This is a genomic window from Marinobacter sp. VGCF2001 (assembly GCF_049943275.1).
GTDB lineage: Bacteria > Pseudomonadota > Gammaproteobacteria > Pseudomonadales > Oleiphilaceae > Marinobacter.
The window spans coordinates 123379-148237 of sequence record NZ_JBNFVX010000007.1; the positions used below are offsets into that span (position 1 = coordinate 123379).

Consider the following 24859-nt stretch of genomic DNA (forward strand, 5'->3'; position numbering starts at 1 on the left):
GGCTCGGATTTCCGGATGGGTTTCAGACCAGGCTGGTGAGCAGGCGCGGCTTCTCGATCGCAAAGCCCTGGGCATAATCCACCCCCAGTTGCCCCAGCATATCCAGAATCTCGCGAGACTCGACCTGGGAGGCAATGACTTCCCGCTTCATGTAATGCGCCATGTCCACCATGGACTTCACCATGGCCTGCTCGGTCTGCCCTGCCGCCAGCTGCGCGGTGAAGGCGCTGTCGATCTTGATCAGGTCCACCGGCAATGATCGCATGAACTGCAGGGAGTTAGGACCACTGCCGAAATTGCCGAGGCAGAACCGGCAACCGAGCTCTTTCATTTCTAGCATGAAATCGGCCACCGATTGCAGATCGTGGATAGCCGATGCTTCGGTCAACTCAAACCACAGGCGCTCGATTGGGGCATCCTTCTGACTGAGCTTTTCGTAGATGAACTCCAGCAACGACTGGTCGTTCAGCGAATAGCCGGAAAGGTTGATGCAAATACCGCCCACATCCCGGGGATCGGGGGAACGGTCCCGCAACCAGTCCAGCATATGCCCCACAACCCAGCGGTCAACGGCCTGCATACGGTCGTAACGTTCAGCCATGCGGACAAAATCCTGGCCGGTAATCAGCTGGCCGCTGTCATCGTACATACTGATGAGGATTTCGTATTGCGCTGCCATGCGGGTATTGGCGTGCAACGGAATGATCTTCTGGCACCGCAACAGCATACGTTCTTCATCGGGATTATTCAGGCCCGCCACGCGGGCAGCAATCTGCTCCTGCCGGGCCTGGTGTTCGGCGTCCATGGTGTAGATAGTGAAGCGCCCCGGCCCTTTGTCGCGGGCCGAGTTAAGTGCCTGTTCGGCCGCTTTCAACCATTTCTCGGCGCTGATCAGGGCTGGCAACTCCGGGGTCAGGCCGATATTGGCGTTCAGCTGGTAACGGCGGCCGTCGTATTCAAAAGACTCTCCGGCGATCGCCTCCAGCAGCGCCTTGGCCATATCCGGCCCATGCTCTTCGGGCACCAGCATGGCAAACTCGTTGCCACCCAGTCGGGCCACCGGCATACCATCGCCCACGTGCTGACAGATCAGCTCCGCCACCCGTTTCAGCGCCTCATCACCCGCCTGGTACCCCGCGGTATCATTCAGTAAACGGAATCCCCGTAAATCCAGCTGCAACAGAGATCGCCCGTCTTCGCGCCGGACCAGCTGCTGCTCCAGCATTCGTTCAAATTCCCGGCGGTTCAGCAAGCGGGTCAGTTCGTCGTGAGTGGAGGCCCAGGAAAGCTGGTCGTAGACATTGCGCACCATGCGGTCAATACTCTCATCAACCAGCGGCCGGTCGTACTGGTTGTCCGGCACAATGATGCCTTTGCGCATCTGCCGGGCCAGCGCCTCAAGTTCCAGCTCAACCACCCGCATACCCTGGTGATTGACGAACACAAAGCGGCTGAACGACCGGGCTATCCAGACCAGCCGGATGTACTGGGGGTCGTCCACCCGGGCCTGATCGCGCAACCAGTCACCCGTCCGCAAGTGCTGAGCCCGGTTGATCCAGCGTTGCAGGCTCCGCTGCTCACGCTCATCAAGCACCTGTTTATCCTGGCGGGCTTGGCTGGCAACCGGCATTTCCACCATGTCGGGTGTCGACCCGGAACGGCGCACCAGAAACTGCTTCAACTCATCCCGGATCTGGGAGGACGGCATATGATTGCTGGAGATAGACGCCAGCCCGTCCTGAATCAACCGCAACAGTTCCGGTAAATTGATATTGCTGTCCGGGTCTTCGGCAAACGCCAGCAAAGAGTCGATCACCGCCAGATAGTCCTGCCAGAGCTGGCTGTCCGGACCCTGACGAATCCAGGTCAGCGACAATAAATCCCGCCAGCCGCCATCCAGCAGGCTCACCAGTGCCTTCGGGACCCTGCGCCCGGCCAGCTTTGCGTCCAGGGCCTCGGCCACGGCGGTCTTCGATTCCGCCACCTTTTGCGCCCCCTCGGCCGCCGCCGTGACCCGCTCGACATTGCGCCGGTACACCAGATTCTGCCGGTCAATCAGCGAATCCAGTTCACCCATGGTCTGTTCGAACACACCGGTATCCTGTTCAAACTCGGTGGCAATGCGCTGGATCAGCTCGTCAACCCGGCGCTGAACCACCGGATTGATGCGCCCGCCCTTCACGCCCAGTTGGGCCAATCGGTTCATGACACCCCGAACCGGGCTGTTCTGGTCTTCAAAAAACTCCGGATCGCGCATCACAACTTTCAGCACCGGCACTTCCAGCTGTCGCATTCTGCTCTGGGCATAGTCGCTGAGTTTGGGGCTCTCGACCACGCTGCGGAAAAAGCGGTCCACGACATCCAGCGTTTGCTGCTGCTCTTCGTCCAGACGGGCTCCACCGGTCTCCCGGACTTTTTCGACAACGCGCTCCCGCAACGGGGTTGATGGCTGCTCCGGGCCAGCGGCACGCAACTGAAGCTCCTGCAGCTCTCGATGCAGCTCCCCCTGGGAAAGGGGCCTGGCATTGGCCGGGAACGGCTCCGGCGCCCGCTCGCCATGTGCCTGCCGGCTGGCCTGGAGAGTGGACAAAAGGTTTCTCACCGTTGCAAACGCTGTCTGTGCCGCCCGGGCATACCCCCGGAATTCTCCGGTCGCACGGTTCTTCAATGATTTGGCGGCGCGCTCCACCCGGTTTTCAGCCGGGGCCGGCCGCTGGGCTTCCGGCGGCGCTTGCGGCCCGGACGGCGAAGCCGGCGTTGGCGCAGGCGTCTCTTTTTTTGGGGCGGCCTGTTCGCTGAGATAGCGGGACAGATCCAGGTCCGGCAACACGCCATGGCGAATCAGAATATTATTCAGCTCGCGATACAAAGGCTCCAGCTGCTTGATCACCGTGTGCTCAAAGGTTTTCAGGCAGACTTTCTCAACGTCCCTGCTTACCCTCAATTGCCCGAGCGCATGGTGGAAAGCCTCACACACCAGAGCCGGGCCAAGCGGATTATGATGCCCGGTGCGGTTGGCAATACCCAGCTTGTCCAGCCGAAGCTTGAGCTGCAACAGGTCCCCGCGGTATTGGGTATCCGCGCGGGTAACCATGACACGGATCGACAGCCAGTCCTCAAACTCGTTTTTATCGACCACCGACAAGGTTGAGGCGGGGGCCCCCTTGGGCGCCGGCTTCAACGGTGATTCGAGGGTGCGACTCATAAAATGCCACAGCACCCGCTGACGCCCCTGAATCTGCCCGGAGGCATCCATCAATTCGTTGGCAAGCTGGTCATTCGGTGCTTTCTGGGCTGCGGCTCTCAGGGCTTCAATGGTTTGTACAAAGCAGGCGTCCATCAACGGCTCAACAAACCGGGTAACCGTTTTGGCACATTGGTGAAGCACGAACTGGACCCGTTCACTGGGGGCGTGAAGAGAGGAACGGGATTGATCGCCACTGCTGCCGCAGAGTTGCAGCATGGCGTTAAACGCTTCGGGATCGGAACGGGTAAAATGCACCCCCATGGCGCCATCTATCCGCCGGACCGGGCTGACATAGACCTGATACCGTCGGTTACCCTCAAGCCCTCGAAACCGGATCACCAGCTCTGAAAGCCCGCCTTCGGCCAGAACACGGTCCACCTTCCGGGACGTCTCGGCGGAATAACGAACGAACATCCCCTCGGCGCAGAAATCCGCAATCTGGCAAGGCCACGCCTCGCCGTTGCCGGCGTCTATCTGGGCCGCCAGTTTAATCGGCTGTCGGGGGGTACTGCGACGTTCTCTCGGATCCATGAACTACCTGACCAGTTACAAAGCCGGTATGTTGCCGGATGGGCACAGCCGGCCAACGTCCCTGAGTGGGTGTGGTGTACGCGGTTATGATAAAACTTCCGGCGAACGATTAAAAATGGGCGACAACCGCAGTCAAATCAGAAATTACACCGTTATGAAACAGCTTAGTCAGATCTATCTGCTTTTGCTACTGGTATTGCCTCTGGGGGGATGTACGACCATCGGCTACTATCACCAGGCCATCAGTGGCCAGCTGTCGCTGATGATGAATGCCCGGCCGGTCGACGAAGTCATCGCCCATCCGGAAACCCGCCCCGAACTCAAACGCCAGCTTCAGCTGTCGATACAGGCACGGCAATTCGCCGAACAGATCCTGGCCCTGCCGGTGGGTAATGCCTTTGCCGAATACGTGGCCCTGGGGCGCCCCTGGGTGGTCGTCAACCTGGTGGCCGTACCGGAGTTTTCGCTGACCCCTCACCACTGGTGTTACCCACTGGTCGGCTGCCAGGCCTATCGGGGCTATTTCAACCTGGACGACGCCCGAGAAGAGCAGCTGGCCTTCCGGGAACGCGGGTACGATACCTTTATTGGCGCTGTCACCGCTTACTCCACACTCGGTTGGTTTGATGACCCGCTTCATACCGGTTTCACCTCGCTGCCCGACGACCGGATGGTCGCCCTGATGTTTCATGAACTCGCCCATCGGGTGGTCTATATCTCCGGGGATACAGCCTTCAATGAGAGTTTCGCCACCGCGGTGGAACTGGAGGGCCTGAGGCTCTGGCTGCAGCAGCAAGGGTCGCCCGGGGATTTTCAGAAAGCCCTGGCCCGGCTCCGGCATCGGCAGAAAACCCTGGAGTTGGTCAACATCACCAGCCAGCAACTTCAGGGGCTTTACGGTCACCCGCAGGCATTCGACACAGCCACCTTGAGAGCACGCAAAGCCCGGCTACTAGATGAGCTGGCCGCCGACTACGAATTACTCTCTTTGCAGTTTCAGGAACCGGGGCCATTCGGGCCTCCGCCGGTGCAACTGAACAATGCGCAACTGGCCCTGTTCCGGCAGTACCATCAGTTTGTGCCTGCATTCCGGCAACTGCTGCGGGAATCCAACGGCCAGTTCGACCGTTTCTACCGGGTTGTCGAGGCACTGTCCCGAGAACCTCAAGCGGCCCGCAAGACACGGCTGAATGCGTTGTCAGAGCGGTTTGTAGAAGACCTTTGAATTACGCTGGGTGTTGTACGATGCGAGTTTCGGCCCCGGCAGATCCTGCACGGCGGTGGGTAAAAATCCCCGCTCCCGGAACCAGTGTTCCGTCTGGGTGGTGAGCACGAAGAGTTTGTGAATGCCCTGGCCCCGGGCCAGTTTTTCCACCATCGCCAGAATCTCATCGCCACGCCCGGCCCGGCGGTAGGAGGGGTCTACCGCAAAACAGGACAGCTCTCCGGCCGCCTCTTCCGGATAATGATACAGCGCCGCACAGCCAACAATCGTGCCGTCCCGCTCTGCCACCACAAAACGGTCGACCTCGGTTTCCAGCATTTCCCGGGAGCGGCGAACCAGCACCCCCTGCTCCTCCAGGGGCTGAATCAGTTCCAGGATACCCCCGATATCCTCGACCCGGGCCTGGCGGATCTGTTCATAGTTGTCACCACTGACCAGAGTCCCGGAACCATCGCGGGTGAACAGTTCTTCCAGCAGGGCTCCGTCTTCCACATAGCTGATAATATGGGCCCGTCGTACGCCCTTGATACAGGCATCGCAGGCGGCCCTCAGCAACGCGGCATCATGGCCGGTAACGGCATCGTCGTGCAGTTTCTCGGAGGCCTGGCGGGCCGACAGTTCACGGATCAGGCCTCCGTCTTCAGCCAGCAAGCCCTCGTCGTCGATAAAGACAATCAGCTTCTCTGCCTGCAATGCCGCGGCCACCTGGCTGCCGACGTCCTCGTAAGAAAGGTTGAAGGCATCCCCCGTGGGCGAGTAGCCCATGGGCGGCAGCAAGACAATATGCCCCAACTCCAGCAGCTGCTCGATGCCCCGGGCGTCGACACGGCGAACCCGGCCGGTATAGCCAAAATCAACACCGTCCAGCACCCCCACAGGCTTGGCAGTGACGTAGTTGCCACTGGTAACCCGTATCCGGGCATTGTGCATCGGGGAATTCACCAGCCCCATGGAGAGCTGGCTTTCCAGGTAAGCCCGAAGACCTCCCAACGCTTCCATCACCAGTGGCAGATGGTCGTCCGGGGTAATCCTCAGGCCCCGCGCAAACGAAGACTCCAGGCCGGCATCATCCAGCCGGGACTGGATTTGCGAGCGGCCGCCAAAGGCCACCACGAGCCTGACACCAAGGCTGCCGAGCAGGGCAATATCGTGGATAATGTTGATGAAGTTGCGATGCTCGATGGCATCCCCGGGCATGGTCAGAACGACGGTTCGGCCGCGGTGGGCATTGATGTACGGAGAGGAATGACGGAATCCGTGCAGCCAGTCGTTTGATTTCAAGCCAGTGTTCCTTTTGCCCTTTCGGGGCTGTCATGAATGGGTTTACCGGGTACTGAGCAGGCGCTCAGTGCTCCCGGTTATCGAGCGTTACTTACACACAGAATGTCCGGATCAGGCCCTTCAGAATATCAACCGTTTTCTGCAACTGTGACAGCTCCAGGTATTCATCGGGCTGGTGTGCCTGGTCGATTGAGCCCGGGCCCATCACCAGGGTTTCCAGCCCCAGTTGCTGCAGCCAGGGTGCCTCTGTGGCGAAGGCCACTGCGTGGGCGGTGTGGCCGGTCAGTTTTTCACAGGCTTTGACCAGCGCCGCGTCGGCCGGGGTTTCGAACGGAGGCACGCCATCGAACAGGGGCTCAAACGTCAGCTTGAGCTCCCTGCGCTCGGCCAGCGGTTGCATCCGGCCAAGAATGGCCTGGCGCAGCGCCTCCATGTTCATGCCCGGCAACGGGCGCAGATCAAAATGCAGTTCGCACTGGGCGCAGATACGGTTGGGATTGTCACCGCCGTGGACGCAGCCCAGGTTCAGTGTCGGCACCTGTACCTTGAAGTTCGGGTTTCGGTATTTGTCCTGCCACTCGCTGCGCAAGGCCGCCAGCTCTCCAAGCGCTTCGTGCATCCCCTCAAGAGCATTACGGCCCAGTGCCGGGTTGGACGAGTGGCCGGACTGGCCGTCAAACCGCAACCGCTCCATCATGATGCCCTTGTGCATCCGCACCGGCTTGAGATTGGTAGGCTCGCCGATCACGGCGTAACGGGCTTTCGGCTTTCCGGCTTCGGCCAGCGCGCGGGCCCCGTTCATGGAGCTTTCTTCATCGGCGGTGGCAAGAATAATCAACGGCTGCTGCAACGGCTGGCCGGCAAACGCTTTGGCCGCTTCAATCGCCAGCGGAAAAAAGCCCTTCATGTCGCAGGTTCCCAGGCCATACCAGCGGTTGTCTTTTTCCGTCAGGCTGAAGGGGTCGCTTTGCCAGCGTTTATCGTCGAACGGCACGGTATCGGTATGGCCGGAAAGAACCAGCCCCCCGGGACCACTCCCCAATGTCGCGATCAGATTGAACTTGCCGGGCATACCCGGCACTTCCATGATCTCGATCGAAAACCCGAGCGGTTCCAGCCACTCCGCCAGAGTACGCACCACAGCCTCATTGCTGTGGTCCCACTCCGGTGAAGCACTGCTGATGGAAGGCAGCGCAATTAACCGGGCGAGCATCTCCCGGATAGCCGGCACAGACCCATTGGTGTTTGTATTCGCCGTCACTTACGCCTCCCGTTCCGGCGTCATTCCGGGCGGCCCCGGCGCCAGACTTCAAACTGTGTAATGGCACGAATCAGAATGGGATAAGCCACCTCACCCCCGGCCACCGTGCGGGCAATTTCCACTTCCCGCTCCCCCACGCCGGCCAGACGCCCGTCAACCTGATTGTCGTTCGACAGTGTGACCCGCACTCGCCGCCCGAGCCAGTCGTTGGCGCGGTCGATACTTTCAGGGTACCACTGCTCGATAGCCGGGTCTTCCGGCGCGACCACCGGCTCCAGAGCTTGCGCGGGCGGCTGTGGGTCAACCTCCGGCATCTCCATCAGATACACATCCGGAACCGTCGCACCATTATAAAAAACCCGCAGGCTGCTCCCGGTTTCCGCGGTAGTTCGTACCGGCACCCCCAGAGTATCGGCACCCGGTGACAGTGTCAGGCTCAGCTCCCCGCCTTCGATGAGCCACTGTCGGTACAGGGCCCGCAGTTGCGGACTGGCCTTCAGGCCCCGGGATCGCAAACCCGCCTCTAGCGCGGCCACACCGCGTTCGGCCCAGGCACGGACTTCGAGGCCCGATTCACGGGCACAATAGGCAGAGAGTCTGCGCATAAGGCCCGCATCGCGAAGCGTCAGCTGCAGGGTGCCGGGGCCGATCGATGCCGGCTCGGACACATTTTCCAGCGTGAGCCTGGCATCTGGCCAGGTCAGCTCCAGACTCCCGGTTTCATGGGTATTGAGCTCGAGACGCAGCGCATCGGGTGTTTGCTCCAGCACCAGATCGCCGCGAATGTCGGAAATGCCCATACGTACGAGGTCGCCACTGCCCAGCTGTTGCCGGGGGTCGGGCGCGCACGACAGCGTGGCGAGCGGTGCCCGGGCATCCTCCGGAGCCGCGGTCACCCAGTTCCGGAACATGGTTGGCTCAAGCGTGATGCTGGCGCGTTCAGCAAGCAATCGCCAACTCGCCGGCAACTCGCCCGGGTCGGTCAACATGGTCAGCAACAGCAGCGGCGAGCCGGGATCGAGCTCCAACACTCCCAATTCCACAGGCTGGGTCAACCGGAAATCCTGCCACGACGATTCCCGCAAAAGAACCCGCCCATCCACCGACGAATGAATGCTGCCACGTTCCAGCACTCCCTCGTCGGACAATACCGCACGCGCCTCTGCCAGGCGCTGATCCGTCAGCCACCAGACGCCGGCCTTAAAGCCGGCGAAGGCCACGATTCCTGTGATCAAGAGAAAAGACAGCAGGCGTTTCATCCGGTCACTCCCGGCCAGGGTTTCAGTTACGGGAAATCAGGGTGCCAACGCCCTCATCAGTGAAGATCTCAAGCAAGCAGGCATGGGCCACACGACCGTCGATGATGTGCGAGGTGCGCACGCCGTTTTCCACCGCATTCAAGGCACAGCGGATTTTCGGCAACATACCACCGTGGATGGTGCCGTCTTCAATCAGGTCATTCACCTGCTGGGCCGTCAGGCCGGTCAGCACCTTATCGTCTTTGCTCTTGAGGCCCGAGACATTGGTCAGCAGGATCAGCTTCTCCGCCTTCATGGCTTCGGCCACTTTGCCGGCGACCAGGTCTGCATTGATGTTGTAGGAAGCACCATCAGGGCCCACGCCGATAGGCGCGATCACCGGGATCACGTTGCTGCGGGTGAGCATATCAATCACGTCCACATTGACACTCGCCACCTCGCCCACATGGCCGATATCGATGATTTCCGGACGCTCCAGCTCCGGCGAGCGGTTCACCACTTCCAGTTTCCGGGCCCGGATCAGGTTGGCATCCTTACCGGTCAACCCCACAGCGGTTCCGCCCTGGGCGTTGATCAGAGACACGATTTCCTTGTTCACCTGGCCACCGAGCACCATCTCCACCACATCCATGGTTTCGCCATCCGTCACCCGCATACCATTAACGAAACGGGACTGGATATTCAGCCGGTCCAGCAGCTCGCCGATCTGGGGCCCGCCGCCATGCACCACAATGGGGTTGATGCCCACGAGTTTCATCAGCACCACATCCCGGGCAAAACTGCTCTTGAGGTCTTCGTTCTCCATGGCGTTGCCGCCGTATTTGATCACGACCGTCTTGCCGGTAAACCGTTGGATATAGGGAAGGCCCCGGCTCAGTACCGAAGCCACCTGCATTGCTGTTTCACGATCCAGCGCCATGATGTTGTATAAATCCTTGCGATAATGAATAGTTTTAGAAATCAGCAACCAGAGCGGGTGCCGCTTTCTGTAGTTGTTCCCGGAAGACCGATTTGATCCGTTCCAGGGCCTGCTCGGTTTCCGCCTCAAACCGGAGAACCAGAACCGGCGTGGTATTGGAGGCGCGGCACAGGCCCCAGCCATCGGCATAATCGACCCGGATGCCGTCGATGGTGCTGATGTTACCGTCACCGAAATCGGCCTGCTGGCCCAGCTTTTCAATAATTTCGAATTTGTCTTTCTCGGTTACCTCGACGTTCAGCTCCGGGGTGCTGATATCTTCCGGAAAGTCCTCGAAGACCTCCTCAGAGAGGCGATCCTCAATTCCCAGGATCTCCAGCAATCTGGCGGCCGAATACAGCCCATCGTCGAAACCGTACCAGCGCTCACCGAAGAAGACGTGGCCGCTCATTTCACCGGCGAGCAGGGCCCCGGTTTCCTTCATCTTGGCTTTCATCAGGGAGTGCCCGGTCTTCCACATGATCGGCCGACCGCCGGCTTCCGAGATCACACTGGCCAGCCGCCGACTGCACTTCACATCATAGAGCACATCGGCACCCGGGTTGCGGGAAACCACATCGCGGGCGAAGAGCATCAGCAAGCGATCCGGCCAGATGATTTTGCCGGTATTGGTCACCACGCCCAGGCGGTCGCCATCGCCATCAAAGGCCAGGCCGATATCCGCCCCCGTTTCCTGAACTTTGGCGATCAGGTCCTGCAGATTCGCCGGTTTACCGGGGTCCGGATGGTGATTGGGGAAATCGCCATCCACCTCGCAGTACAACGGCGTAACTTCACAGCCCAGTTCCTCAACCAGCATGGGGCCGAGCTCTCCGGCGATGCCGTTGCCGGCATCCACCACGACTTTCAGGGGTGCGGCGACGGCAATATCGCCAATAATGCGGTCCAGATAGGCACGGCGTACGTCATCCCGGGATTGCGCCCCCTGTCCCTGGACAAAGTCAGCGACCTGGATGCGCTGACGCAATGCCTGGATAGCCTCTCCCGACAGGGTTTCTCCGCCGAGCATAATTTTCAGTCCGTTGTAGTTGGCCGGATTATGACTGCCGGTGACCATCACACCGGAGCCGGTCTGGAGATGATGGGTCGCAAAATACAGCACCGGGGTGGGGATAGCGCCAAGGTGAATAACATTGCACCCGGTTGCCATGATGCCGCGCCCCAGGGCATCCGCAAGCTCCGGGCTGGAATGCCGGCCGTCGTAGCCGATACAGAGATCGGTGACGCCACGGTTGCCCGCTTCCGAGCCAATGGCGCGGCCAATGACCTCGACCACCTCCGCAGACAGGGTCTGGCCGACAATACCCCGAATGTCATAAGCGCGAAAAATCTCGGGTTCAACCTGCACCGCAGGCAACTCGGCTTCAGCTACTTCGGGAATATCTTCGTCAAACAGGGCATTTTCAGACCCACCAAAACCCAGCACGTCCTCGTCGCCATCCAGCATATCAATGTCCGGCATATCCTTATCCTGGAACAGGGGTTCTTCTTCGGCCACAGCCTGTTTCCTCCGGACCGTCGCAGCTTTCGGCGCGGCCGACTGGGCAGCTTTCGACACCCGCTTATCCACCATTTGCGACAACCGATACAGCACCTCGCCCGTAGACGCAGCCATATCCCAACGCAGTTCCGGCAATTTCATTCGCTCACCGCCGAACACCTTGTGGGCCCATTGAATGAGCGCCGTCACATCCTGGCGGATACCCCGCTGGGCATTGCCGAGCAGCAACCATACGATAACGGCGGCCGCCAGTACCGGCAGCCCGATCAGAATTGCCAGCAGGACACTGCTCACGGGTGATACCGGCGATGCTGCCGGCTGATAGCTGACCGACCAGTCCGGGTTGACCAGAGAGCGGGAAATCTCGGCACCGGAACCGCTTCCGGAACTGGCCACTGTCCGGGAAGCACCGGAGACGGTCTGCACCAGCGACAGCCGGCCGCCAAGCTGCGAATGGCCGACTTTCAGTAACGGCTGGATGTGCGAGGCCTGATACACTGCCAACACACTGCCGATCACCGCGTTACTGGTGGGATGGCGTACCGCACTGGCGAACTGCAGGTACCAGGTATTGTCCCGGGGAAACGCATCCGGCAACAACGGCTGATTGTTTTCTGCCCGGCGGGCGAGCTCGAGGCCGGCGAACCCCAGCAGGGTGTCGCTGTTGCCGGTTCGCGGGACTTCCCGGTAGGGAAACACGAACACCTGGGCTGCCCCTGGCAGCGCCGCTTGCAGTTGCCCGGCGATATCTGACAGGCCCGATCTTTCCATCAGCGCCTCGGCCACGTAACGCTGGCCGGCAACCGCCTTGAGTTGATTCTGCAGCACCATGAGCGACTGGTTCAGCCGCCGCTGAGCGTCATCAGCTTCCATGGCGATTGCTTTGTCGTAACGCGCCTCGCCCGCCGGCACAACCACCAGAAAGTGGGCCAGCAAGACGGCCAAAATTCCCGCCAGGACAACCACCAACGACTGCTTAAGCCCCACTGATCCCAGTTTTTTCAGACCAGCCCCCGAGGCTTCCCTGGACGGCTTCTGCTTCTTTCCGGGTTTTTTCTCCGGCTGTTCATCGCCGGAAGACGCCTGATTTTTTTTCTTTGCGAATTTCATAATGCATCCCGCAGTTGTTTTCTTTCCCGGACAAGTCTGTATCCGCTGAGTATAGACGCCGGCCAGTCAACTCGCTGCCCGCCATACATCCGCGTTGTCAGCGGCTTCCAGTGGAACCAAAGCCGCCCTCACCCCGATGACTGGCATCGAAACTGTCGACAATCTCGAAATCTGCCTGTACCACAGGCACCAGCACCATCTGGGCGATACGCTCCCCTACCTCGACGGTGAACGGTGTCTGGCCGCGGTTCCAACAGGACACCATCAGCTCGCCCTGATAGTCGGAATCGATAAGTCCTACCAGGTTGCCCAGAACGATACCGTGTTTATGGCCCAGACCGCTGCGGGGCAGAATCATGGCGGCCAGCGACGGATCCGCAATATGCACCGACAGGCCGGTCGGGATCAGGTGCGTCTCGCCTGGCATAACGGTTAAGGCCTCTTTCAGCGCAGCCCGGAGATCCAACCCTGCGGAGCCTTCCGTTGCATATTCCGGAAACGGTATCTCCGCGCCAATACGATCATCCAGCACCCGCACCTGAAAGCTCTGTTTACTCATACCTGTTCAATCCTGTTGCTGTGGTCTGCAATCAACGCCATCAGGCGGGTTGCAATGGCCTGTTTGCTGTCGGGCCCGATGGATTCCGAGCCCTCAGGCCAGAACACCGTAACGGCATTACGGTCACTGCTGAACCCCAGCCCGGGCACAGAGACATCGTTGGCGACAATCATGTTGAGTTTTTTGCGCGTCATTTTATCCGTCGCGTAAGCGGCAACCTCCGTGGTTTCAGCGGCAAACCCCACGGTGAACGGCGCTCCGGCCCGAGCCGCAATGGTGGCGAGGGTATCGGGATTTCGAACCAGCGACAGGCTCATGCGATCGCTGGACTTCTTGATTTTCTCGTTGGCAAAAGCTTCCGGGCGATAGTCTGCAACCGCCGCGGTAGCGATAAAGATATCGCAGCCTTCATCCACCGCCTGGTTCGATGCTGCCAGCATTTCCTCGGCGGTGCTGACCGGGCGGATTTCGACCCCCGCTGGCACCGGCAAACTGACCGGACCACTGATCAGGACAACCCGGGCGCCCGACTCCGCCGCTGCGCTGGCAATGGCATACCCCATCTTCCCCGAACTGTGATTGGTAATGTAGCGAACGGGGTCGATCGGCTCGCGGGTCGGCCCGGCGGTCACCACCACCCGTTGCCCGGACAGAGCGCCTCCATTGCCCGGCGTAACCGCTTTATTGATCCGCTCAGCCAGCTGCTCCGGCTCCAGCATACGCCCCGGCCCGCTGTCACCGCAGGCCTGGTCACCCATACCGGGCCCCCAAACGGTAATTTGCGGGTCTTCGTTCAGCAACGCCAGATTCCGCTGTGTGCGAAAATTCTTCCACATGGCCTGGTTCATCGCTGGCGCCAGGGCAATTGGCACTTCGGTTGCACAACAAACGGTGGTCAGCAGATCATCCGCCATACCCTGGGCCAGTCGGGCCAGAAAATCCGCAGACGCCGGCGCCACAACCACCTGATCGGCCCATTTGGCCAGCTCGATATGCCCCATCCCGGCCTCGGCCTCCGGATCAAGCAGCGAGGTACGCACCGGCTGACCACTCAGGGCCTGAAAGGTCAGCGGCGTCACGAAGGCTTCTGCTCCGGAGGTCATGACAACACGCACCTCGTGCCCGGCTTTCTTCAGCAGCCGAACCAACTCCGCTGCCTTGTAGGCGGCGATACCACCGGTAATTCCCAACAATATTCGCTTGGCGGTCATGCGGGCTCCGTTATCCCCTGAAATGAAAGCGTTATAAGATAGCATGACAGACCGGTACGGGCAGCCTGCCCGCCCCGCTGTTCGTTTACCAAATGTTACCTTTTGGAGTAACCTTTGTAATTGTGAGAACCCGATGCAGGATGCATCCCGACGATACCCGAGCAAGGAAGCCGACATGACCCCCAACTCCTGGCCGACCGATGAGCGGCCCCGCGAGCGATTGCTCACTCATGGGCCGGAAAGCCTGTCCGATGCCGAACTCCTGGCAATTTTTCTGCGCACCGGCACCACCGGTATGCCGGTGATGGCCATGGCCCGACACCTGATTACCGAATTTTCCGGCCTGCGCGGCCTGATGACCGCCTCCCGGCGCCAGTTCTGCCAGGTCAAGGGCCTGGGCACGGCAAAGTACGCCCAGGTACAGGCGGCCATGGAGATGGCACGGCGAGTGATGGACGAACCATTGCGCCAGGGCGATCCGTTGAAATCCCCCCAGGATACCCGGCGTTTTCTCACCAGCCGGCTGGGGACCTATCCCCACGAGGTGTTCGCCGGCCTGTTCCTCGATAACCGGCACCGGGTCATCCAGTACCGGGAATTGTTCCGCGGCACCATTGATGGTGCCGCTGTTTACCCGCGGGAAGTGGTTCGCCAGGCACTGGAAGACAATGCCGCCGCGGTCATTTTCGCGCATAATCATCCCTCGGGCGTCGCGGAACCCAGCCAGGCCGACATTTCTCTGACCCGTCGACTGAAAGAAGCATTGGGGCTGGTCGATATCAGGGTTCTTGACCATATGGTTATCGGTCACGGTGAGGTAATATCTCTGGCTGAACGTGGACTGATGTAGCTCCGAGATGGATGCCGCCGCAAAACTGGCCAAATTCCCAACAATTTTTTGCGTTGGCCAGTCAGTTCTGGTATAAAAGCGTCCCTTTCTGGCGGCGTCTGGCGAGCAGCGTTCTGTTTCAGAAGCGCAAACCGGCAGCAGGTATCGCTCCGGAGCAACCAGAGACGCATTAAAAACGAATTCGTATTGATAGAGACCATTGCTCAGGTCGGAGGCAAGTATGTCCAGAGTTTGTCAGGTTACCGGTAAACGTCCGGTTACCGGTAACAATGTATCCCACGCGATGAACCACACTCGTCGTCGTTTTCTGCCGAATCTGCAGAACCACCGTTTCTGGGTTGAGTCCGAGAAGCGTTTCGTGAAGCTGCGCGTTTCCACCAAGGGTATGCGCATCATCGACAAAAAAGGCATCGACGCTGTGCTGGCCGATCTTCGTGCCCGCGGCGAGAAAGTTTAAGGAGCCGCATCATGCGCGAGAAAATCAAGCTGGTATCTTCAGCAGGCACTGGTCACTTCTACACGACCAACAAGAACAAGCGTAACACTCCGGAAAAGATCGCTATGAAAAAGTACGATCCGGTCGTTCGCAAGCACGTTGAATACAAGGAAGCCAAGATCAAGTAATTGATCCTGCCTCCATAAAAAAACCCGGCGCTCGCCGGGTTTTTTTATGGCTGATGCCGCACACACCTTTACCTGCTGGCACCCACGGCCGGCACCAGCGCTCTGGTCAGATCGGTCATCGCCAGCTTCCCCACCGGCTCACCGTGCCTGAGCACGCGAAATACCTGTGTGACGTCACCACCCGACTTCGCAAGCACGGATTCCAGGTTGTCCGTCTCCACCAGATCACCGGCAAACGACTCATCGCCCGTAACCGGACTCATCACCGAGCGCACCCTGAGCACACGCGCACGATTGATATCACTGACAAAATCTTCGATGTACGGGTCGTTCGGTTTCAGCAGAATCTCCTGAGGATCCCCTTGCTGCACCACCTCACCATCCTTGAGTATCACCAAGTGATCGGCCAGCTTCAGCGCCTCATCCAGATCGTGGGTAATAAAGACAATAGTCTTGTGCAACTCGCCCTGGAGCTCCAGCAGCAGATCCTGCATATCCGAGCGAATCAACGGATCCAGAGCCGAGAACGCCTCATCCATCAGCATCACCGGCGAGTTCGAGACCAGGGCCCGGGCAATACCCACCCGCTGCTGCATACCGCCTGACAACTGATGAGGGTACTGATCCTCATTGCCTTCCAGACCGACCCGCGCGAGCCATTTACGGGCCTCTTCCTGGTAGCGCTCCAGCCCCTGCCCGGCGATTTCCCAGGACATCCCCGCGTTTTCCAGCACCGTTTTATGCGGCAGAAGCGCGAACTTCTGAAACACCATGGACATCTTTTCCCGGCGCAGCTGACGTAACGCCATTTCATCCAGTGACAACACGTCCTCGTCGTCGAACAACACCTCGCCGGCGGTTGGTTCAATCAAACGGTTAAGATGACGAATCAGTGTGGATTTGCCAGAACCGGACAGGCCCATGATCACGGTAATCTCACCTTCATGGACATCCACGTTGATGTCCTTCAGCCCCAGCACGTGCCCGTACTCGTCCTGCAACTGCGCCTTACTCATGCCCTGCCGGACATGATCAAGCACCTGCTCGGGGGTAGGGCCAAAGATCTTGTACAGCTTCCGGATCGCAATTCTGACGTTCTTAGCCACCGTACCTCCTTAATTTTTCTGAGACGCGTTAATCCGCGCCAACGAGGCTTTGGTGACCCGATCAAGAATCACCGCCAGTAAAACAATACCCAGGCCGGATACCAGTCCGACGCCAAGCTCCAGATTGCGAATCCCCCTCAGCACCAACACGCCGAGGCCCGGCGCGGACACCAGCGACGCAATCACCACCATCGCCAGGCTCATCATGATGGTCTGGTTCACCCCCGCCATAATATTTGGCAGCGCCAGCGGTATCTGCACTTTCAGCAATTTTTGCCGGGGCGTCATGCCAAAGGCATCAGCCGCCTCAATCACTTCTTTGTCGACCAGCCGGATCCCCAGATCGGTCAGCCGGACGACCGGTACGATGGCATAGAGAATGATCGCGATGCCGTACAGCTTCGACTCGGTGACGCTGAACAGGAAAATCAGCGGAATCAGATAAACAAACGGAGGCAACGTCTGGAGCATATCCAGCACCGGTATGGTTCCGCGCTGCAGCCAGTCTTTCCTCGCCATGGCAATGCCGATGGGCACCCCGAACAGCACGCAAAGGAACGCACAAACAAAGATGATTGCCAGGGTCTGCATGGCGTAATCGTAGTAATCGATGAAGGCCAGCAGGCCGATAGAAAAAGCTACAAAAACGACCAGCTTCCAGGACCGGCTCACCAGAAACACCACGGCCATCAGCAGCGGGATCACCACCCACCAGGGGGTGTTAAGCAAGGCGTACAAGGCACCATCCAAAAACCAGCTCAGCGGCTGGGTTAGCGGATCAAGCACCAGGCTCAGGCTATCTTTGATACCCAGAAACCCCTGCTCGAGCCCTTTGGTCAGCTCCCGGGACTGGGGAAAGGCCGCACAGGATTCATTCAGAGCATCCATAGAGGGAAAGGGCAAATCCCAGACAGATTCCGGGCCGGAGTCTGACCCCTTGCTTTTAGCCAGCAGGTCAGCCATCGACATGGGGCCGGAACTTTCATCCTGGCTACACCAGTCCTCCAGACCCAGGGTCGAAAACAACCAGTCATACGTCGCCATTGGTATGCCTATTACGTGTTTTTAGAAAATCGGGCGGGAAGGTGGCCCGGCCTGCCAAACCGCAGGCCGGAACCAGACGGGCAAATCAGTTGCCCAGCACTCTGCTCAGACGCGCTCGGGCATCTTCGCTCAACCACTGCGACCAGCGGTCGCCATAATTGCTGAGGTAATACACAGCAGCTTCTTCGGCTGTGGCGTTGTTCTTATCCATCCAGGCCAGCAGGGAGCTCATGGTCGAGGTCTCAAAGCTCAGCTCGGCGAGCATGGCGGCGACTTCCGGTTCACGCTCCCGGAAATCGGTGGTTATCGAGGTCAGAACCGTTGCCGCAGGGAACTCTGACACACCGGGGTTATCGGCGTCCTGCGTCTGGTTTCGGGTGTGGACATCGGGCTTGTACTCACCCAGTTCGACCCGGGTCATATCAAACTTTCCGAGCGGTACCGTGGGGCCCCAATAGTAGCCAAACCACGGCTCTTCCTTCTGGACCGCAGACGCCATGGACGAGGCCAGAGTTTCGCCGGAGCCATGATTGAACACTTCCAGACCCGAAGCCTCAAGATCCAGCGCTTCGATCAGGTTGTCATTGACGACACGACAACCCCAACCATCCGGACAGTTGTTAAACCGGCCCTCCACCAACTCGGGATTCGCCATAATCCCCTCAATGGTTTTCAATTCGGGATGCTTCTCTGCAAGGTAGGTAGGAATCCACCAGCCCTCGACACCACCCGGGCGCAACACTTTGGTCAGGCGTTCGATTTTGCCCTGCTCTTCGAGCCGGAGATAGGCCTCTCCAGCGGAGTTCAGCCACAACTCGGTGACCACATCCGGTTCACCGTTCTCGGCGACAGACGTTACCGCAGGCACCGTATCTGAGGGCACCACCGTGACATCACAGCCATACCCCTGCTCCATGACGAACTTGGCGACACTGGTCACAACGGTATTCGAAGCCCAGTTCATTTCGGTGATGGACACTTCGCCACAATCAGCGCTGGCAAGCGAAGGAACACTCAGGGCACACAGTAAAGCAGCAGATGACAGCTTTCTCATAGTCACTCCTTTCAGGACGAAAAGACCCTCGGGCCGTATTCATGGAATTGCATCGGCAAATACAACTGAGAGTGCCGGCGAACGGGTGGAAATCCCCTGTCGCTGGCAGTTGGTGACCGGCGGCAAAACCGGAAAGAATGCTCAGGAATATGGAACGTTGGCAAATCCATAGTCCCTAGATAATAAGGCTCTCGCTGCAAGTTACAAGTTTTTCGGAAAAAACCTATACCCAACAACGACAGTTTTATCGTAAGCGGGAGCGTTAAAAGCGCTCGAGGTAGCCTTGCGGAAGCGCGACATCCATGGCGATGGGCAGGTGGTCCGACACCGGATAACTGACCACCTCCGAGTTTCGGATTTCCAGCGACGGGCTCACCAGGATATGGTCAAGCGCCTTTTCCGGCCGCCAGCTCGGGAAACTGTGCGCGGTCTCGGGCAGAGGAATAAGGTCGGTTTCCCGCAGGGGTGTCTGGGTCAGGAGCTGGTGAGCATGAGCATTCATATCACCCATCAACACAACGTGCCGGTAATCGGCAATCAGGTCGCGAATGAAGCCCAGCTGCTTCTGCTGCGCTGACTTGCTGAGCGACAAATGCATTAACACCAGCACCAGCGGGTCATCTTCAACCCCGTAACGGGCAATAATTGCGCCGCGGCCGGGGATCAGGCCGGGCAACTTGTACTCGGTAACGTCCAGCGGCCGGAACCGGCTCAGCAAACCGTTGCTGTGCTGGGCAATCTGCCCCAGGTTCCGATTCAACTGCTGATGCCAGTAGGGAATGCCGGCAGCCTCAGCCAAATACTGCACCTGGTTGATATGGCCACTGCGAAGGCTGCCACCGTCACATTCCTGAAGCGCAACAACATCGTACTGACTGAGCAGCGTGGCAATACGATCCAGATTTTCGTAGCGCCGACGGTTGGGGAGAAAATGCTGCCAGCTACGCGTTAAGTAGTGGTGGTACGAGGACGTATTGATGCCTACCTGGATATTGAAGGTAAGCAGGCGAATGTGCCGGTGGGCCTGAAATTCCGGCACGTGTTCACTGCCGGAACAGGCCCCCCGGGTACTTTCCTGATTTCTGAGTATGCCGTTCAGCTGGTTACGGATTCGCTTATACATTGTCAGCTGCTACTCCGATTGCTCCATCCGGCACCCCGCAGCTCTCGTTATTTGGACGAGCCGCGCTCTTTTTCAGCCAGATACTCGACTACCTTCAGGGTATTTTCATGGCTACCTGCCATAGAGGCGCTTACCACGTACTTTCCATCAACCAGCATAGTCGGTGTCCCGGTAATGCGCGCGCCCCTTATTTTCGCCTGAGCCTGCTGCACGCGCGCACGGACGCCGAAGCTGTTGTAGTTCTCAAGGAACTTCCCGGCATCGACACCGTGTGTCGCCACGAAATCGGCCAGCGCTTCCGGTGTGTTTAACGGGCGCCGCTCTCCCGCCAGGGCATCGAATAATACATCGTGCATCTTGTCGAGCTCACCCATCGCCTCCAGAGCATAGAAGGCATAGGCGTGTGGCTCCCAGCTTCGGCCCAGGGCGGCCGGCAACTTCACGTAATTGATGTAGTCCGGCGCATCGGCTTCCCAGGCTTCCGCCAGAGGCTTGAACGTGTAGCAGTGCGGGCAGCCATACCAGAATACTTCCGCTACCTCGACACCCGTATCGGACGCGGTTCTTACGGGATTGTCCAGCACCCGGTAATGCTCTCCGGCAACCCAGGGCTGAGCGTTCACCAGCGAGGCGACAGACAACAGCGAAAGCGCCAGCACGGCGGAAGAAGTCAAGGTTCTGATCATCGGGAATCTCCGAGCCATCAATGAGTTTGGGAGGATTATGACCCAGCGAGCACAAAAAGTTCCACAGGCGGGCGCAAGGAAAGCGTTACCGAAACGTTAGGTGTTCCGCGCGACAAATAGCAAAAACCCCGCCGGAGCGGGGTCTTTCACTGCTGACTGTGAACGGCTGATCAGTTCAGGCCGGACACGTAGCTGGCAACCGCGTCGATCTCGGCGTCAGTCAGCTTGGAGGCAACGTCCATCATGATGTTCGCATTGGAAGTACCGGCACGCTCACCCGCCCGGTAAGCTTTCAGCTGCTTGACCACGTATTCGGCTGTCTGGCCACCCAGTGCAGGGTAGCCCGCAGGCTCATTACCAATACCTTTGGGATTATGACAACCCGCGCAAGCCGGCACACCAGATGCCATGTTGCCGCCGCGATACAGGGCCTTACCCTGATCAACCAGATCCGGATCAGCCTGGCCCACCACCATATCGTTGCTATTGAAGTACGCCGCCAGATCCTGAAGATCCTGATCAGACATCGCGTCCAGCAGCCCGGTCATCTCGGGAATGGCCCGGTCTCCGGCCTTGATTTCAACCAGCTGGTTATAAAGATACTTCTCCCCCAGCCCGGTCAGCTTGGGATAAATGGCCATAACCGGCTTGCCGCCGCCCTGGCCATGACAGCCCGCACATACCGCCGCGTTCTGCTCACCCGCTGCCGGATCTCCTGCCCCGTGAGCCACTGCTGTCAGGCTAACTCCGAGAACAACTCCTGCGATCAGTCTTTTCATGCTCGCTCCGCTTCTCTCATCTTTGCATCTTGAAAGTATTCTTGGTTAAGCAGCCGGCAGGGCACTGACTTGTCAGGTGCAAAACCGGGGCCGATGGCGGCAACCCAAGGCGTACCGCCGGAAATTGGTGTAGCATTATACATTAATCGCCACTAACTGAAATCCAAAGGAACATCTACCGTCGTGGACCCTGATCTGACTCAAAAAAGCCTCTCGTTCAACAGCGCCCGTTTTCTCATCAGCGCCTCCAAACTGGACGAATGCCCGCCCGACCACGGCGCTGAAGTTGCCTTTGCCGGCCGCTCCAACGCCGGCAAGTCCAGTGCCCTGAACGCCATCACCGCCAACGGCAAGCTGGCACGAACCAGTAAAACGCCCGGCCGCACCCGGCTGATCAACTTTTTCAGCCTGAACCGTGAGCACGCCCGAATGGTCGATCTGCCCGGGTACGGCTACGCCAAGGTCTCCCGGGATATGAAAGACGATTGGCAGCAACACCTCGGGCATTACCTTAACGACCGCCGCTGCCTGCGTGGCCTGGTTCTGGTTATGGACATCCGGCACCCGCTCACCGACTTCGACCAAATGATGGTGGAATGGTGCGAACATAACCACCTTCCGCTGATGATTCTGGCAACAAAGGCCGACAAACTGAAATTTGGCCAGGCCAAAACCGCCATGCTGGGCATTCGCAAGAAGCTGCAGGAGTATCAGTGCGTGGAACACCTGATCATGTTCTCTGCGACATCCAAGCGGGGCGTGGATGATTGCCGGGAAGCATTGACGCACTGGCTGGAGGCTCCTGAGCAGGAGCTGTCGGAGATATAAAAAGCCGGCCTGGAAAAAACAGGCCGGTGAAACGTCAGGGTTTGCGACGTACTGCGTGCCCCTGAAACGCCAGGGGCCGAAAACCTGAGAATGTTCCCAGGAGACGCGGGGAGTGTCCGGTTCCCAGCGTCGCAAATTCTGACTGCACCACTCCCGAAAAGTTCAATTTTCGATCAAACTTTAACCAGAGCCACCGGGCTCATGCCTCAACACCGGAGATACCCCGGGCCTCCGGCAAGGTAGGACGATATTTTTCTCGCAATGCCAGTACCCGCTCACGATACTCCGGCGTGAGATAGGGCACTTCCAGGGTCAACACCTGATAGATCCCCTGCTTTAATTCGGTCAGCGACAGACTGGCGGGCTCATCGGCCGCATGAGCCGTCTTCAGGAACGCCATCCAGTTGGTAATCACCAGCCAGACATTCAGCGACATGGCCGAACGCAGATCCTCCGGCTGGGGCTGGATAATGCCGGCATCCGCCAACTTTCCGAAAATCCGGTTGATGGCCGCCAGACAGCGATTGGTGAATTCCCGGTAGTCCTGGCGCAGCCGCGGGTCACTGTCGAGCAGGTATTCCAGATCCCGGTGGAAGAAGCGATAGCTCCAGAGGCCGTCAAACACCGACTCCAGATAGAAGGTCATATCCTCCAGCGTCATGGGGCGGTCTTCCGGGATATCCAGGTAATAATCCACCAGCTTTTCATATTCCTGAAAAATCTCGTAGATGATGTCGGACTTGTTACGAAAGTGGTAATAGAGGTTGCCCGGCGATATGGCCAGGTGGGCAGCAATGTGATTTGTGGTGATATTGCGCTCGCCACGCTCGTTGAACAGTTCCAGACTGGATAGCAGTATCTTGTCTCTGGTTTTCATCATCACGCCGGTGCTTGTTGTTATAACGATCACGGATGGCCCGAAGAGCCATCCGGCTTTCTTGACTGCCTAGAGTATATACTCTAATAATACCCCCAAGCGCAAATCGCACAGATTTTGCCCACCGAAAATAACCGACTGCCAGCGCAGCCCGCGCCGGGCAGCCAGGGGGAGATAATCATGGGTGCCACCGTCGTCCAGCTCACCGAGAGCAAAAAGCAGATCCAGCACACCCACCGGGTCTTTGATGATCAGAAAAAAGCTTTCCGGCGCAATCCGATGCCTCCGCTGACCGAGCGCAAAGAGAACCTGAAGCGCCTGAAGCGGGCGCTTATGGCGCACCAGGACAAGTTGCTCGAGGCTATCGACCGGGACTTCAGCTGTCGCTCCCGGGATGAATCCCTGATTGCCGAAGTCATGCCCTCTATTCAGGGTATCAATTACACGCTCAAAAACCTGGACGACTGGATGAAGCCCTCCAAGCGCCATGTTTCCGTGCTGTTCCGGCCTGCCAGCAACAAAGTCTTCTATCAGCCCAAAGGCGTTGTGGGCGTGATCGTGCCCTGGAACTATCCGCTGTACCTGGCTGTCGGGCCACTGGTCGCATCTCTGGCGGCGGGCAACCGCACCATGATCAAGATGTCTGAATTCACGCCCCACACCTCCGCCCTGTTCAAAGAGATCATCGAATCCATGTTCCCGGAGGATCTGGTGTCGGTCATCACCGGAGAGGCGGATGTGGCCGCCGACTTTTCCGGGCGACCGTTCGACCACTTGCTCTTCACCGGCTCAACGTCGGTCGGGAAGCTGGTCATGCGCGCCGCGGCGGAGAACCTCACTCCGGTCACGCTGGAACTGGGTGGCAAGTCTCCTGCCATCGTATCGCCGGATGTGCCCATGGAGGATGCCGCCCAGCGAATCGCCTTCGGCAAGGCTTTCAATGCCGGCCAAACCTGCGTCGCACCCGACTATGTACTTTGTCCGGCCGACCGGGTACAGGCGTTTGTGGATGAATTCCGGGCACAATTTGCCGGGATGTATCCTTCCCTGCGCGATAACGATGACTACACAGCGATCATAAACGAGCGCCAGTACGACCGATTGCAAGGCTATCTGGAGGACGCCAGGGCCAAGGGCGCGGAACTGGTGGAGGTCAATCCCGCCAACGAAAACATGAAAGACGGCACGCGCAAGATCCCGCTGACGCTCTTGCTGAAAACCACGCCGGACATGAAGGTCATGCAGGATGAGATCTTCGGGCCGATTCTGCCCATCATCAGCTACGACAATCTGGATGAGGCCATCCATTACATCAACGACCGGCCAAAGCCCCTGGCGCTGTATTTCTTCGGCTACGACCGCTCCCACCAGCAGCACGTGGTGGATAACACCCATTCCGGCGGGATGTGCATCAACGATTCCCTGATGCACGTGGCACAGGACGACTTGCCCTTCGGGGGCATTGGCGACTCCGGCATGGGACACTACCACGGCAGAGAAGGCTTCCTGACGTTCTCCCATCACCGGGCGATTTTTACCAAGCAGAAGTTCAACAGCGGCAAATACGTGTATGCACCCCATGGCACCGCAGCGCATCGGTTAGTGTATAAGCTGTTTATTCGCTGACAAAACACGCCGGGCTGGGAGCAGGGCCAAGGTGCAGGGTGTCTCTCCAGGACACGCCGTTAATACATCCGTGTAGGCTTGAGCAAAACATCCCTGTT

Annotated in this window: 21 protein-coding genes; 6 read left to right on the forward strand and 15 right to left on the reverse strand. The window is 58.8% G+C overall.

Annotated elements, in window-relative coordinates:
• Window positions 1-22: 22 nt before the first annotated feature.
• The gene (locus ACP2AU_RS09445) at window positions 23-3778 is read right to left on the reverse strand and encodes a DUF1631 family protein (RefSeq protein ID WP_426375872.1); all 3756 of its coding nucleotides are present in this window, start codon (window positions 3776-3778) and stop codon (window positions 23-25) included.
• 154 nt (window positions 3779-3932) lie between these two features.
• Here ACP2AU_RS09445 and ACP2AU_RS09450 point away from each other — a divergent pair, with 154 nt between their 5' ends.
• Complete coding sequence (locus ACP2AU_RS09450; RefSeq protein WP_426375873.1) at window positions 3933-5003, forward strand: aminopeptidase; 1071 nt, start codon at window positions 3933-3935, stop codon at window positions 5001-5003.
• Here the strand turns inward: ACP2AU_RS09450 and argA are convergent.
• From argA to coaBC, 7 genes are all read right to left on the reverse strand, one after another.
• Entirely contained in the window at window positions 4977-6284 is a 1308-nt protein-coding gene (gene argA / locus ACP2AU_RS09455) for an amino-acid N-acetyltransferase (RefSeq protein WP_426375874.1), read from the reverse strand. The two genes, ACP2AU_RS09450 and argA, sit on opposite strands and share 27 nt — an antisense overlap.
• A 91-nt stretch (window positions 6285-6375) precedes the next feature.
• Window positions 6376-7545, reverse strand: coding sequence for an acetylornithine deacetylase (gene argE / locus ACP2AU_RS09460; protein ID WP_426375875.1), 1170 nt, complete (start codon window positions 7543-7545; stop codon window positions 6376-6378).
• Window positions 7546-7565: 20 nt separating this feature from the next.
• Window positions 7566-8804: an acetylornithine deacetylase gene (locus ACP2AU_RS09465; RefSeq protein ID WP_426375876.1), complete on the reverse strand. Its 1239-nt coding sequence runs from the start codon at window positions 8802-8804 to the stop codon at window positions 7566-7568.
• Window positions 8805-8826: 22 nt separating this feature from the next.
• Window positions 8827-9723: an acetylglutamate kinase gene (argB, locus tag ACP2AU_RS09470; RefSeq protein ID WP_426375877.1), complete on the reverse strand. Its 897-nt coding sequence runs from the start codon at window positions 9721-9723 to the stop codon at window positions 8827-8829.
• Window positions 9724-9757: 34 nt separating this feature from the next.
• On the reverse strand, window positions 9758-12394 hold the full coding sequence (locus ACP2AU_RS09475) for a phosphomannomutase/phosphoglucomutase (protein ID WP_426375878.1): 2637 nt from the start codon (window positions 12392-12394) through the stop codon (window positions 9758-9760).
• Window positions 12395-12491: 97 nt separating this feature from the next.
• Window positions 12492-12953 (reverse strand): dUTP diphosphatase, encoded by a 462-nt coding sequence (dut, locus tag ACP2AU_RS09480; protein WP_426375879.1) that lies wholly within the window; start codon window positions 12951-12953, stop codon window positions 12492-12494.
• On the reverse strand, window positions 12950-14164 hold the full coding sequence (gene coaBC / locus ACP2AU_RS09485) for a bifunctional phosphopantothenoylcysteine decarboxylase/phosphopantothenate--cysteine ligase CoaBC (RefSeq protein ID WP_426375880.1): 1215 nt from the start codon (window positions 14162-14164) through the stop codon (window positions 12950-12952). Before coaBC ends, dut begins: the two co-directional genes overlap by 4 nt.
• A gap of 175 nt (window positions 14165-14339) precedes the next feature.
• Here coaBC and radC point away from each other — a divergent pair, with 175 nt between their 5' ends.
• The 3 genes from radC to rpmG all read left to right on the forward strand — a co-directional run bounded on the left by radC (window position 14340) and on the right by rpmG (window position 15638).
• On the forward strand, window positions 14340-15014 hold the full coding sequence (radC, locus tag ACP2AU_RS09490; protein WP_426375881.1) for a RadC family protein: 675 nt from the start codon (window positions 14340-14342) through the stop codon (window positions 15012-15014).
• A gap of 220 nt (window positions 15015-15234) precedes the next feature.
• The gene (gene rpmB / locus ACP2AU_RS09495; protein WP_011786975.1) at window positions 15235-15471 is read left to right on the forward strand and encodes a 50S ribosomal protein L28; all 237 of its coding nucleotides are present in this window, start codon (window positions 15235-15237) and stop codon (window positions 15469-15471) included.
• A gap of 11 nt (window positions 15472-15482) precedes the next feature.
• A complete protein-coding gene (gene rpmG, locus ACP2AU_RS09500) occupies window positions 15483-15638 on the forward strand; it encodes a 50S ribosomal protein L33 (RefSeq protein WP_426375882.1) in 156 nt (51 codons plus the stop codon).
• A gap of 68 nt (window positions 15639-15706) precedes the next feature.
• Here the strand turns inward: rpmG and ACP2AU_RS09505 are convergent, their stop codons facing one another.
• The 6 genes from ACP2AU_RS09505 to ACP2AU_RS09530 all read right to left on the reverse strand — a co-directional run bounded on the left by ACP2AU_RS09505 (window position 15707) and on the right by ACP2AU_RS09530 (window position 21430).
• Complete coding sequence (locus tag ACP2AU_RS09505) at window positions 15707-16744, reverse strand: quaternary amine ABC transporter ATP-binding protein (RefSeq protein WP_426375883.1); 1038 nt, start codon at window positions 16742-16744, stop codon at window positions 15707-15709.
• 9 nt (window positions 16745-16753) lie between these two features.
• The gene (locus tag ACP2AU_RS09510; protein ID WP_426375884.1) at window positions 16754-17788 is read right to left on the reverse strand and encodes an ABC transporter permease; all 1035 of its coding nucleotides are present in this window, start codon (window positions 17786-17788) and stop codon (window positions 16754-16756) included.
• A gap of 85 nt (window positions 17789-17873) precedes the next feature.
• Window positions 17874-18842 carry an ABC transporter substrate-binding protein gene (locus ACP2AU_RS09515; RefSeq protein ID WP_426375885.1) on the reverse strand — a complete coding sequence of 323 codons (969 nt, stop codon included), beginning with the start codon at window positions 18840-18842 and terminating at the stop codon, window positions 17874-17876.
• Between the two features lie 262 nt (window positions 18843-19104).
• Window positions 19105-19965: an endonuclease/exonuclease/phosphatase family protein gene (locus ACP2AU_RS09520; protein ID WP_426375886.1), complete on the reverse strand. Its 861-nt coding sequence runs from the start codon at window positions 19963-19965 to the stop codon at window positions 19105-19107.
• Between the two features lie 47 nt (window positions 19966-20012).
• Window positions 20013-20651 (reverse strand): thiol:disulfide interchange protein DsbA/DsbL, encoded by a 639-nt coding sequence (locus ACP2AU_RS09525; protein WP_426375887.1) that lies wholly within the window; start codon window positions 20649-20651, stop codon window positions 20013-20015.
• 170 nt (window positions 20652-20821) lie between these two features.
• Window positions 20822-21430 (reverse strand): c-type cytochrome, encoded by a 609-nt coding sequence (locus tag ACP2AU_RS09530; RefSeq protein WP_426375888.1) that lies wholly within the window; start codon window positions 21428-21430, stop codon window positions 20822-20824.
• A 183-nt stretch (window positions 21431-21613) separates the two neighbouring features.
• Between ACP2AU_RS09530 and yihA the strand changes: the two genes are divergently transcribed.
• Entirely contained in the window at window positions 21614-22258 is a 645-nt protein-coding gene (yihA, locus tag ACP2AU_RS09535) for a ribosome biogenesis GTP-binding protein YihA/YsxC (protein WP_426375889.1), read from the forward strand.
• 199 nt (window positions 22259-22457) lie between these two features.
• Here yihA and ACP2AU_RS09540 read toward each other — a convergent pair whose 3' ends face one another.
• On the reverse strand, window positions 22458-23135 hold the full coding sequence (locus ACP2AU_RS09540; RefSeq protein WP_426375895.1) for a TetR/AcrR family transcriptional regulator: 678 nt from the start codon (window positions 23133-23135) through the stop codon (window positions 22458-22460).
• Between the two features lie 180 nt (window positions 23136-23315).
• Here ACP2AU_RS09540 and ACP2AU_RS09545 point away from each other — a divergent pair, with 180 nt between their 5' ends.
• Window positions 23316-24761, forward strand: coding sequence for a coniferyl aldehyde dehydrogenase (locus ACP2AU_RS09545; protein ID WP_426375890.1), 1446 nt, complete (start codon window positions 23316-23318; stop codon window positions 24759-24761).
• Window positions 24762-24859 lie beyond the last annotated feature (98 nt).